General features: G+C 68.9%; 12 protein-coding genes and 1 tRNA gene. 6 read left to right on the top strand and 7 right to left on the bottom strand.

The window, feature by feature from the left end; genetic code table 11:
- Positions 1–180 (top strand): IS30 family transposase (locus tag FFS25_RS09645; protein ID WP_137802754.1); only part of this gene is annotated, 180 nt, incomplete at its 5' end.
- Here the strand turns inward: FFS25_RS09645 and FFS25_RS09640 are convergent.
- The 3 genes from FFS25_RS09640 to FFS25_RS09630 form a co-directional block, all read right to left on the bottom strand.
- The gene (locus FFS25_RS09640; protein WP_137802753.1) at positions 142–444 is read right to left on the bottom strand and encodes a transposase; all 303 of its coding nucleotides are present in this window, start codon (positions 442–444) and stop codon (positions 142–144) included. The two genes, FFS25_RS09645 and FFS25_RS09640, sit on opposite strands and share 39 nt — an antisense overlap.
- Before the next feature lie 124 nt (positions 445–568).
- A complete protein-coding gene (locus FFS25_RS09635) occupies positions 569–1,438 on the bottom strand; it encodes a hypothetical protein (protein WP_137802752.1) in 870 nt (289 codons plus the stop codon).
- On the bottom strand, positions 1,435–1,662 hold the full coding sequence (locus FFS25_RS09630) for a helix-turn-helix domain-containing protein (protein WP_058872135.1): 228 nt from the start codon (positions 1,660–1,662) through the stop codon (positions 1,435–1,437). The genes FFS25_RS09635 and FFS25_RS09630 overlap by 4 nt, the downstream gene beginning before the upstream one ends.
- A 111-nt stretch (positions 1,663–1,773) precedes the next feature.
- Between FFS25_RS09630 and FFS25_RS14155 the strand changes: the two genes are divergently transcribed.
- Positions 1,774–2,112: a helix-turn-helix domain-containing protein gene (locus FFS25_RS14155; protein WP_137802759.1), complete on the top strand. Its 339-nt coding sequence runs from the start codon at positions 1,774–1,776 to the stop codon at positions 2,110–2,112.
- On the opposite strand, the gene FFS25_RS09620 is transcribed toward FFS25_RS14155, so the two are convergent.
- Positions 2,074–2,146: transfer RNA gene (locus FFS25_RS09620), tRNA-Lys, on the bottom strand. The genes FFS25_RS14155 and FFS25_RS09620 overlap by 39 nt on opposite strands.
- Before the next feature lie 106 nt (positions 2,147–2,252).
- On the opposite strand from FFS25_RS09620, the gene glsA reads away from it, so the two are divergent.
- The 4 genes from glsA to FFS25_RS09600 all read left to right on the top strand — a co-directional run bounded on the left by glsA (position 2,253) and on the right by FFS25_RS09600 (position 7,242).
- Positions 2,253–4,415: a glutaminase A gene (gene glsA / locus FFS25_RS09615; RefSeq protein ID WP_137802751.1), complete on the top strand. Its 2,163-nt coding sequence runs from the start codon at positions 2,253–2,255 to the stop codon at positions 4,413–4,415.
- Positions 4,416–4,506: 91 nt separating this feature from the next.
- Entirely contained in the window at positions 4,507–5,223 is a 717-nt protein-coding gene (locus tag FFS25_RS09610) for a hypothetical protein (RefSeq protein ID WP_006213574.1), read from the top strand.
- 363 nt (positions 5,224–5,586) lie between these two features.
- Positions 5,587–6,207, top strand: coding sequence for a hypothetical protein (locus tag FFS25_RS09605; RefSeq protein WP_137802750.1), 621 nt, complete (start codon positions 5,587–5,589; stop codon positions 6,205–6,207).
- 3 nt (positions 6,208–6,210) lie between these two features.
- Complete coding sequence (locus tag FFS25_RS09600; RefSeq protein WP_137802749.1) at positions 6,211–7,242, top strand: inorganic phosphate transporter; 1,032 nt, start codon at positions 6,211–6,213, stop codon at positions 7,240–7,242.
- Positions 7,243–7,418: 176 nt separating this feature from the next.
- Here the strand turns inward: FFS25_RS09600 and pstB are convergent, their stop codons facing one another.
- The 3 genes from pstB to pstC are packed head-to-tail and all read right to left on the bottom strand — an operon-like array spanning position 7,419 to position 10,344.
- Positions 7,419–8,198: a phosphate ABC transporter ATP-binding protein PstB gene (gene pstB / locus FFS25_RS09595; protein WP_053446833.1), complete on the bottom strand. Its 780-nt coding sequence runs from the start codon at positions 8,196–8,198 to the stop codon at positions 7,419–7,421.
- Between the two features lie 35 nt (positions 8,199–8,233).
- A complete protein-coding gene (gene pstA / locus FFS25_RS09590) occupies positions 8,234–9,367 on the bottom strand; it encodes a phosphate ABC transporter permease PstA (protein ID WP_137802748.1) in 1,134 nt (377 codons plus the stop codon).
- A complete protein-coding gene (pstC, locus tag FFS25_RS09585; protein ID WP_137802747.1) occupies positions 9,367–10,344 on the bottom strand; it encodes a phosphate ABC transporter permease subunit PstC in 978 nt (325 codons plus the stop codon). Before pstC ends, pstA begins: the two co-directional genes overlap by 1 nt.
- Between the last annotated feature and the right edge of the window lie 106 nt (positions 10,345–10,450).

Below are 10,450 nucleotides of genomic sequence, written 5' to 3'. Positions count from 1 at the left end.
AGCAACGAGAACACCAACGGCCTGCTGCGCCAGTACCTGCCCAAAGGCACCGACCTGAGCGTCGTCAGCCGCGAGGAGTTGGACGCGATCCAGGACAGCCTCAACGGACGCCCTCGGAAGACATTGGGCTATCTGACACCATCAGAGAAGCTCGCAGAGTTCCTTGCGCCCACCGCTTGAATGCGCCATCTCGTTAGCGCGTCTGGCCTCGGCCAGTTCGCGTCGCAGGCGGCGGATCTCCTGCTCCGGGGTCTCACCTGCCGCGGCGGGTGCGATCTCGTGGCCGTGGCGGTTGCACCACATCCGCAGTGTCTCCTCTCCGACACCGACCTGCGGGCCGATCACCCGGATCGAGTGCGAGCGAGGCCCGCCCTCAGCGGCCTGGCGCTCCAGGACCATCCTCACAGCACGCTCACGCAGCTCGGGACTGAACTTCTTGGGCATGTTCCGATTCTCCTTCAGTTGGATCGGAACCAAACCCAGGACGCTTCATCCTCCTAAGTCCTGGATTTCCTGCTGATGTGATGCGCGTCCGGATGCCGCCGGGCGCGCATCGTTTTCTGTGCGCTCAGCTGTCATCCTCGGCCTCCTCCAGATCGCCGATCACACCGTCCAGCGACGTCATCACCGTCGAGAGCACCTTCCGCAGCGCTTCCTGCGACTCGCCATCGAGGTCTTCAACACCGAGATCGACGATCACACCGCCGGCTGCCAGCACGGTCCGAGCTGCGGCCATCGTCAGCTGGGACGGCCCCGGATCCTGCGGATCCTCAGTCAGACGAGGCTCCGCCTTCCGCTGCTTCAGCAGTGCCGCGCAACGAGACTCAGCCTCGAGCAGCGCCTGTCGCGGCTCCTCCCACCAGGCCGATTCCGTCGGGGTCGACTCCTGCCCCGATGCCGCCTCCGGGTCCAAGACGTCCCCGGAGAGCACCTGATCGGCATCCGCACCAGGCAGATTCGCGGGATCGACCATCGGGATCCCGAGCCCGTCCAGGGAGACGTCGGCGAACTCGGCAGCGTGCTCCGCCGTCGGAGCCGACTTCTTGGGCTTCTTGTAGGACTTGCCATCCAGGCCCACGACGTTCGAGGACTCCTCAGGTGACCCATTTGGGTCACCTGCCCGTGCGACACGCTGCACCGTGCTGTAGGACAGATCCGTCGCCTGCGAGATCGCCCGCATGCTCATGCCGGCCTCGCGCATCGACTGCACGACCTCGTCGCGCTGCTCACGCGGCGGGCGCAGCTGGAGCCCACGGAAGTTCGCGTCGATCCAGGCGTCCCACGTCTCGTAGCCCAGCGGCTCCCACACGCGGCCTTCCCAGGCCTGCACGATCAGCGAGTGGACATCAGCCAGCCCCTCGGCAATCTGGTCAGTCAGCTCCCGCGCATCCGCCTCAGTCAGCGGCTGCGGGCTCGTCGTCATCGTCGTCTCGCTCATCGCTGCATCTCCTTCTCCTCATCCGGCAGCAGATCTCGGAGCGAGACCCCGAGCACCTCCGCCGTCTTCATCAGTTCCGTGTAGGTGAAGTCCTTGTGCCCGTTCATGCGTGCCGAGACGGCCGCGTGACCGAGCCCGAGCGCCTCACCGAGCTGCTTCTGAGTCATGTCGCGCAGCGCCAGCCGGGATCGGATCTGGAGCGCGAGCTGCTTCTGCTTCGTCATGCGATCAGCGTGCTCGATTTGAGAACCCTATGTCAAGATCATCAATCTTGTTTCGAGAACGTCGTGTCGCCTGGAGCGCACCTTGGCCACGCACCGCGATACAATCTCGCCATGACTACGACGCCGCAGGACCAGCGCGACAATCCCGTCGCCCACCACGTCAGCGATGAAGTCCGTGCATGGCTGGGGCGCAAACGCCGTACCCAAAGCGACCTCGCTCGGCACATGGGAATCGCCAAGAGCGCGGTCAGTGTCCGGCTGAACGGCAGTAGGGAGTTCTCGATCTCCGAGCTTGTCGAGATCGCCGCTTGGCTCGACATCTCATTGGCGGACCTGCTGGGACCGGAGTTGCTCCAGGCACGACGAAGCCCCCGCAGCGACCGTGTCGCTGCGGGGGCTGGGGAAAAGGAGTGGGCCCTGTGGGGATCGAACCCACGACCCATGGATTAAAAGTCCACTGCTCTGCCAGCTGAGCTAAGGGCCCCACCGCCGCCCGGACGTGCGGACGACGCCCACCATCGTAGACCAGGCACCGCATGGGCCTCGGCTGAGAAATCGGCATCCGCCGCCCGACCCGGTACCGTCGTCCCGTGACCTCCCACGACAGGCAGCAGCGCCACGAGACCGCCCAGAACACCGACGACGATCAGAGCACCTCCTACCAGCTCGACGAGAACGGCGACCCGCTGGGCTGGGCCGACACCCAGCGCCCGAGCCCCGAGTGGTCGGAGTCGGAGAAGCTCTTCGGCCCGTCGCCCATCGAGGGCGCCCTGGCGGCCGTGCTGGATGAGGTCCGCGAGCTGACCGAGGGCGAGCCGTCGTCGTCGATCCCGGCGCTGGCCAACGCCGATCCGGAGAAGCTGGCCGTCGTGGTCGCCACCGCCGACGGGCACATCTACGAGGCCGGCGACAGCCGCGACTGCTTCTCCATCCAGTCGATCTCCAAGGCCTTCGTCTACGGGCTGGCGATCGAGGACCGCGGCTTCGGGGGCGTGGACGCCAAGATCGATGTGGAGCCCAGCGGCGAGTCCTTCAACCGCATCTCGCTGCATCCGGAGACCAACCGCCCGGCCAACGCCATGATCAATGCCGGGGCGATCACCGCCTCCTGGCTCGTGGACCCGCACCGCGGCACCGCCCGCCGCGAGCGCGTCCGGCAGCTGTTCTCGGCCTTCGCCGGGCGCGAGCTGATGATGGATCCCGACGTCTACTCCCAGGAGCACAAGGAGGGCGACCGCAACCGCGCGCTGGGCTGGATGCTCAGCTCCGTCGGGATCATCGAGGAGGACCCCACCCAGGCGCTGGAGGACTACTTCGCCCAGTGCTCCGTCATGGTCGACACCCGAGACCTGGCGATCATGGGCGCCACCCTGGCCGCCGGCGGGCGCAATCCGTTCACCGACGAGCGCGTCATGGAGCCGGTCACGGTCGAGCGCGTGCTGTCGGTGATGAACTCCTGCGGCATGTACGACGACGCCGGCGAGTGGTTCGTGCGCGTGGGCCTGCCCGGCAAGTCCGGCGTGGGCGGCGGCATCATCGCGGTGGTCCCGGGCCAGCTGGCCGTGGCCACGTTCGCCCCGCCGCTGGATCAGCACGGCAACAGCGTGCGCGGCACGGCCGCCTGCGAGCGCATCTCCCAGGCCATGGACCTGCACTTCGCCCGCGGCCCGCGCCCGTCCAAGCGCACCGTGCGCTCCATCCACTCCCTGGCCGATGCCCGCTCCCTGACCCACCGCGATGAGGACTCGCGCCGGGCCCTGAGCGAGCTGGCCTCGGACGTGGCCGTGATCGAGATCCAGGGCAACCTCCTGTTCCCGGGCACGGAGGAGACGGTGCGCGCCCTGCGCCAGTCCGCGCAGACGGCCAGCTCCGTGATCCTGGACCTGTCCGACGTCGATCAGATCGCCGGCTTCGGCCGCCACCTGATCGCCGTGACCGCCACAGAGCTGTGCGAGGCCGGCCGCGACGTCGCCCTGGTCGTGGGCGACCCCTGGACCGACGACTGGCACAACGCCTGGGACACCGTCTGGGAGGACATCTGGAAGGACGAGCCCGACGACGACCCCGATGGCCCGTCCAACCCCTATACCGACTCGCTGCCTGCCATCTCGGCGGCGCGCAAGATCCGCACCACGACCAAGCCGGAGAACCTCACGGTCTTCGCCACCCGCGAAGAGGCCCTGGCGCACGTGGAGGATCAGCTGATCGAGCAGCTGCGCCGACGCGACGACGCCACCGCCTCCGACGCCGACGAGATGCCCGATCTGGACGCCGAGTCCACCATCGAGGCCGCGCGCTCCACCGACCTGCTGCGCGACACCGACGACGAGATCGCCGAGACGATCTGGTCGCGCGCCCAGGAGCTGCGGGTCCGCGAGGGCGAGCCCGTGCTGGACCTGGAGCCCGGCGAGTCCGCGGTGGTCCTGGTGGTCGAGGGCCTCGTGGAGATGATCCCGCACGGCTCCCACGAGGACGGCTCGGTCGTGCGCCGCATGCGCCCGGGCACCGTCTTCCGCTCTTCGGGCGTCAGCGACGAGCGGCTGAGCGTGCAGGCCGTGGCCGGCACCGACCTGGTGGTGCGCGTGCTCGACGCCCCTGCCCTGCAGGCGCTGGAGCAGGAGGAGCCCGCCGCAGCTCTGGAGCTGTGGCGCTCGATGGCCCGGGCCGCCTCGGAGGACCTGGAGACCGCCCTGCGCGCCAACATCGGCTGGGAGCCCGGCGACCACTGGAACGAGACCCCGGTCGAGGACTGAGCTCTGGTCTGCTCGCACGGGGCTTCGGCTGAGCGCTGATCGGACCCGTGCGGCCTGATGCGACCGGCAGCAGCGGTCGTACGCTGGAGGCATGTCTGCTCGTGATCATCACCGCCCGGTGAAGTTCGACCCCGCCCTCTTCGACCAGAGGATCGGCGGGGTCGATCCCGCCGTGCTCGCCGAGGCCGCCCACGTCACCGCTGCGGCCGTGCTGCACCGCGGTCGCGGGCACGAGGATCCCGAGGTCAGGCGCCGGCTCGTCGAGTTCACGGACACCGAGGGCCTCGACGGCCTGGCCGCCCTGTGGTCGGAGGCCCCTCCTGTCAGCCTTCCCGGGGCGCTGTGGCGGCTCTACGCCCTGCGCTCTGCTGTGCAGGCGGATCCGGTGCGCCTGAGCAGGTGGTTCGAGGCCGGGCGCGACACGGCGCAGGTCTCCTACGTGGTGGCCGGGGTGGCCGACCCGCCCCGGGCCGCGGAGATCCGGGAGATGGCCGACGCGATCCTCTCGGGCGCCTGGAACGGCGACTTCGACGTCGCCCTGGAGCGCTTCGCCGCCTTCTGCCGCGTCACAGCGCTCGGCCGCACCCGTCTGGGCGATCCCTGGGCATCGGACGACGAGACCCGACGCACCACCGAGCGCCTTCCGAGCAGTCCCGCCGCAGGCGAGCTCGCCGTCGAGGCTGCGGCCGCCGAGCTGGACGGCGAGCGGATGGCGCGCCAGGAGATCGCCGGGGCCAAGCGCCTCGAGCGCACCGCTGATGATCTCGAGGCCGCCGCTCGGGCCTGGCGGGCCGGCTCGCTCGACTGAGGCGTTGCCGGACCGAGAGCCCGGCAGGCGCCCGACCGGCGATGGGCCCGCACCGCCAGGGCAGTGATCCGGACCGTGTCGTCGGGCTCGGACCCACGTCGGGATCGCGCGGAGCCGGCGCGGACCCCGGCCCCGTCGGCGGCTTTGACCCATCACCGGGGGCGGCCCGTACAATGGATGCCAGGTGCCGGGCTGCGGCAGCCCCGGGCTCCATCATTCAGCCGCCTCGAGCGGCCACACGCCGAGAGGCGCTCCCGGTCCGGCACCCCTCAACCATCGATCGGCCACGAGCCGGTCCCTGACCAGGTCCCGCAGCCGCCGCACTGCGGGCTCATCCGCTCCATCGACCGAAGGCATGGCTCCATGGCACTGCGTGTCTTCCCCGAGGACAGCGGGGTGCTGCACACCCTGGCGCAGCTCAGCGATCAGGTGCAGGAAGCGGTGCGCTGCTGCTCCGAGATGCTCCCCGCCGAGGGTGATCGCGTGGCCGAGCTGCAGGCTCAGACCAGCAGCATCGGCACCCGGACCGCGGATCTGCACTTCGGGGCCATGACCTCGGCTCGCACCACCTACGCCCTGCCCCTGCCCCGTTCGGACATCTACATCCTCAGCAGCCACCTGGCGGAGGCCTCCGAGCACCTCCAGCTGTGCGTCGAGGCCCTTGCCGTCGACCCGCACCGTCTCTCCCACGGCGCCCACACCACGGAGCAGCTCTCCAGCATCAGCCGCATGGCCTCGCTCTCGCGCACTGCCGTGCTGCGGCTGCGCACGCTCGAGGGGCTCGACGAGTACTGGTTCGACATGCACCGCCTCCGCAAGCAGACCGAGCGGACGTTCCTGGTGCACCGGCAGCAGCTGTTCCGGGAGCTGGAGCCAGCAGAGGCCTTCGAGTCGCTGCAGACCGCCGATCAGCTGCACGAGGCCGCCCGCTCCATGACGGCGCTGGCCCACGAGGTCGGGCGCATCAGCATCTCCGAGGCCTGATCCGTGCTGCTCGCAGCCTCCGCCGCCGTCCTCGTCCTGGCTCTGGCCTTCGCCGTCATCAGCTCCGGGCACGACGTCTCCAACGCGATCGCCATGCCCGTGCGCCATCGGGCCCTGACTGCTGGCACGGCGCTGGTGATGGCCGCGGTGCTCAACGTCCTGGGCGTGGCGCTGGTGGCGCTGCTGGTGCCCATGCAGCCGGCCACCGAGAATCTGGAGACGCTGGTCCCGGATCCGCGCACGGGACTGCTGGTGGTCGCCAGCGCGCTCATCGTGAGCATCGCCTGGGCCCTTCTCACGTGGCAGCGCGGCCTGCCCGCCTCCATGGGCGCCACCCTGACCAGCTCCCTGCTCGCAGCCTCCCTGACCGCCGGGGCCCTGGGCCTGACCAGCTATCCCCCGAGCGCGGCCTGGCCCCTGGGCCTTCTGCTCCTGCCCGTGGTCCTGGGCCCGCTGGTCGCCTTCGCCCTGTCCTGGGTACTGCTGATCCCCGTGGTTCACCTAGCCAGTCGGTTCGAGGCCGACCAGGTCACCCTCTCGGCGCGCGTGGCCCTGGCCATCGGCGCCACCGCCATCAACCTCGGCCACGGCGTGATCCACGGACCGCGCATGATCGCCCTGGTCACCGCCGTCGCGGGGCTGTCAGGCCTCTCTGCTCTCGAGGCGCCCGAGGCCGCCGTCGCGATCGACGTCGTCGTGGCCCTGTGCCTGGCCGGCGGCAGCCTGCTGGGCGGCTGGCAGATCGCCCGCACGATCTCCTCCCGCATGGTCCGCCCCGATGCCGTGCGCGGGGCCACCGCCCAGGCCGTGGCCGGCGCCCTGCTGCTGCCCGTGGCGCTGGGCTCGGACGTGCAGATGTCCACCTCGCAGACGACCGCCGCCGCCGTGCTCGGCGCAGGCGTCAACCAGCGCTTCCGCTCCACGCACCACGTGGTCGTCGCCCAGGTCATCGGCTGCTGGATCATCACGATCCCCGCCTGCGCCGCCGCCAGCGCCGTGCTGGTCACTGCGGCCTCCCCCCTGCTGAGCCTCTGAAGGACCCCTGCCTTCCCCGGCTGTCGCCGCTGCGCTTCCTGCCCCCGACGCACGCCGCGGGACCGCTCGATCAGCTCCCGGGCACGCCGTCCGAGAATGACAGCGCCCCCGCTCGGATCCATCCGAGCGGGGGCGCTGAGTGCCTCTGAGGAGCCTGCGCGGGCAGGCCCTGCCGATCAGCCGAAGCGACCGGAGACGTAGTCCTCGGTGGCCTGCTGCTGCGGGTTCTGGAAGATGTTCGTGGTGTCGTTGTACTCCACGAGCTTGCCGGGCTTGCCGGTGGCCTCCAGGTTGAAGAAGGCGGTGCGGTCGGCCACGCGCTGGGCCTGCTGCATGTTGTGAGTCACGATCACGACCGTGAAGTCCTTCTTGAGGTCGTGGATCAGGTCCTCGATCGCGATGGTCGAGATCGGGTCCAGGGCCGAGCAGGGCTCGTCCATCAGGATGATCTCGGGCTTCACGGCGATCGCGCGGGCGATGCACAGACGCTGCTGCTGGCCGCCGGACAGGCCCGACCCCGGGCGGTCCAGACGGTCCTTGACCTCGTTCCAGAGGTTGGAGCCGCGCAGGGACGACTCCACGAGCTCGTCGGCGTCCTTCTTGGAGATCGCCTTGTTGTTCAGCTTCACGCCGGCCAGCACGTTGTCGCGGATGGACATGGTGGGGAACGGGTTCGGGCGCTGGAAGACCATCCCGATCGTGGAGCGGACGGTCACCGGATCGACGCCGCGGCCGTACACGTCCTCGCCGTCGATCAGGACCTTGCCCGTGGTGTAGGCGCCGGGGATGACCTCGTGCATGCGGTTCAGGGAGCGCAGCACCGTGGACTTGCCGCAGCCGGACGGGCCGATGAAGGCCGTCACGGTGTTGGGATCGATATCGATGTTCACGCCCTCGACGGCGCGGAAATCTCCGTAGAAGACATCGAGGTTCTCGACGTCGATTCGCTTCGACATGTGGTTCAGAGCTTCTTTCTCAGTCGGCGGAGGGTTCAGCGACCAGCGGTCTTGGGTGCGAAGGCGTTGGCGATCAGTCGTGCCGCCAGGTTCAGCAGCATGACGAAGACGATCAGCACGAGCGCGGCAGCCCACGCGCGATCCGTGGACGGATCAGGCGTGGTCGGCGAGATCGGGCGCATCAGCTGCTGGTAGATGAAGGTCGGCAACGAGGACATCCAGTCGTGGAACGGATTCGCGTTCATGGAGTCCAGGAAGCCGATCGTCACCATCAGCGGTGCCGTCTCACCGATCACTCGGGCGATGGCCAGCGTGACGCCGGCGGCGATGCCCGAGATCGCGGTGGGGATGACCACCTTCAGAATCGTACGCCACTTGCGCACTCCCAGGGCATATGAGGCTTCTCTCAGCTCATTGGGCACGACCTTCAGCATCTCCTCCGTGGACTTCACCACGGTGGGGATCATCAGCACGGTCAGCGCGATCGCGCCGACGATGCCCATGCGCACGCCCTGCTGACCCAGGATGATCGTGAAGAGGGCCGAGGCGAACAGGCCGGCGACGATCGACGGGATGCCGGTCATGACGTCCACCAGGAAGGTGATGATCTTCGACAGCGTGTTGCCGTTGGAGTACTCGACCTGGTAGATGGCCGTCAGCAGGCCGATCGGGACCGAGATGATCGTGGCGCACAGGGTCACGATCACGCTGCCCACGATGGCGTGCAGGATGCCGCCCTGGACGCCCGTGCCGTTCTCGACGCTCTGCTGATCGTCGATGGCGGTCACGCTGGACATGGTGGTGGTCAGCAGCTCCGGCGACAGCGTGGGGATACCGCGGAAGAGCACGGTCCAGATCACCGAGATCAGCGGGATGACCGCCACGATGAAGGCGCCGTAGACCAGATAGGTCAGGGCCGCATTCTTGCCCTGACGGGAGCCCTCGATCGAGGTGACCGCGATCGGAGCGGCGATCAGGAAGACCACGGCCGCGAACAGGGCCCACAGTGCGACGCTGAAGCTCACGAGGGCGGCCAGGGCGGCTCCGACGACGATCGAGCCGACGAGGATGGCCGGGATCAGCCACTTGGGGCGCTGACCCGACGTGAGCGAGTTCTGATTCTTGGGGCTCCGGGTCTCGGAGCGCTGCTCAGTGGTGTTGGTCGACATCAGTTTGCCCCCGAGAATTCCTTGTAGCGGGCGGTGATCGCGCGTGCTGCGAGGTTCACGATCAGCGTGATGATGAAGAGCACGAAGCCGGCGGCGATGAGCTCGGTGAACCGGTTGCCGAAGGCCTCCGGGTAGTTCAGCGCGATCTCCGCGGCGATGGTGTTGTTGCCCGTGCGGATCAGCGACCACTGCAAGCCGCCGGTGGAGAGCACCAGCGCCACGGCCATGGTCTCGCCGAGTGCACGGCCCAGGGCCAGCATGACGGAGGAGACGATGCCCGCCCGGGCGAACGGCATGACGGCCTGGCCGATCATCTCGAGTCGGGTGGCGCCGAGGGCCAGCGAGGCCTCCTCGTGCAGCTTGGGCGTCTGGACGAACAGCTCGCGGGACATGGCGGTGATGATCGGCAGGATCATGATCGCCAGCACCACACCCGCGGTGAGCATGGTGCGCCCGGTGTTCGAGGCCGGCCCCTCGAGCAGCGGGATCCACCCGAAGCTCTCGGCGAGCCAGTTGTAGAACGGCACCAGCGCCGGAGCCAGCACCGTCATGCCCCAGGCGCCGTAGACGACCGAGGGGATGGCCGCGAGCAGGTCGATCACGTAGCCGACCGGCTTGGCGACCTTGGGCGGGGCGAAGTGTGAGATGTACAGAGCCACGAGGATGCCCAGCGGGGTCGCGATCAGCAGCGCGATCACGGCCGCCATCAGGGTGCCCAGGACGATCGGGTAGACGTAGGCGAAGAACCCCTCGCCGCCGGTGATGGCGGAGCCCGGGATCGTCAGGATGTCGGCGGACTTCCAGCCGAGGAAGGTGAAGACCGCAAGCAGGATCACGAAGATCAGGATGCCTGCGGCCAGGCTCAGACCGGAGAAGAGCTGGTCGCCGAAGCGCCCGCCCTTCGAGCCGGAATCGAAGGCCCGGGAGCCCTCCGGCTTCTGCTCCGGCCGCCTCTTCTCAGAGACATTGGTGGACATTCTCGACCCCTTCGGGTGTAGATGCTTTCGTCGGCGGGCCGTCGGGCCGCTCGTGGTTGCGCGGCCAGCGGCCACAGCGACGGGCCCGCCCGTGCCCGGGATCTCT

The sequence above is a fragment of the Kocuria sp. 2SI genome (assembly GCF_005502825.1).
Lineage (GTDB): Bacteria > Actinomycetota > Actinomycetes > Actinomycetales > Micrococcaceae > Kocuria > Kocuria palustris.
The sequence above is the reverse complement of the archived record's forward strand: the minus strand, read 5'-3'. Positions and strand labels throughout refer to the sequence as shown.

What these genes read in the sequence shown, in the direction of transcription:
- FFS25_RS09640 (WP_137802753.1), bottom strand. Translation starts at nt 444, where the DNA reads ATGCCCAAGAAGTTCAGTCCCGAGCTGCGTGAGCGTGCTGTGAGGATG.
- FFS25_RS09635 (WP_137802752.1), bottom strand. Translation starts at nt 1,438, where the DNA reads ATGAGCGAGACGACGATGACGACGAGCCCGCAGCCGCTGACTGAGGCG.
- FFS25_RS09630 (WP_058872135.1), bottom strand. Translation starts at nt 1,662, where the DNA reads ATGACGAAGCAGAAGCAGCTCGCGCTCCAGATCCGATCCCGGCTGGCG.
- FFS25_RS14155 (WP_137802759.1), top strand. Translation starts at nt 1,774, where the DNA reads ATGACTACGACGCCGCAGGACCAGCGCGACAATCCCGTCGCCCACCAC.
- FFS25_RS09610 (WP_006213574.1), top strand. Translation starts at nt 4,507, where the DNA reads ATGTCTGCTCGTGATCATCACCGCCCGGTGAAGTTCGACCCCGCCCTC.
- FFS25_RS09605 (WP_137802750.1), top strand. Translation starts at nt 5,587, where the DNA reads ATGGCACTGCGTGTCTTCCCCGAGGACAGCGGGGTGCTGCACACCCTG.
- pstB (WP_053446833.1), bottom strand. Translation starts at nt 8,198, where the DNA reads ATGTCGAAGCGAATCGACGTCGAGAACCTCGATGTCTTCTACGGAGAT.
- pstA (WP_137802748.1), bottom strand. Translation starts at nt 9,367, where the DNA reads ATGTCGACCAACACCACTGAGCAGCGCTCCGAGACCCGGAGCCCCAAG.
- pstC (WP_137802747.1), bottom strand. Translation starts at nt 10,344, where the DNA reads ATGTCCACCAATGTCTCTGAGAAGAGGCGGCCGGAGCAGAAGCCGGAG.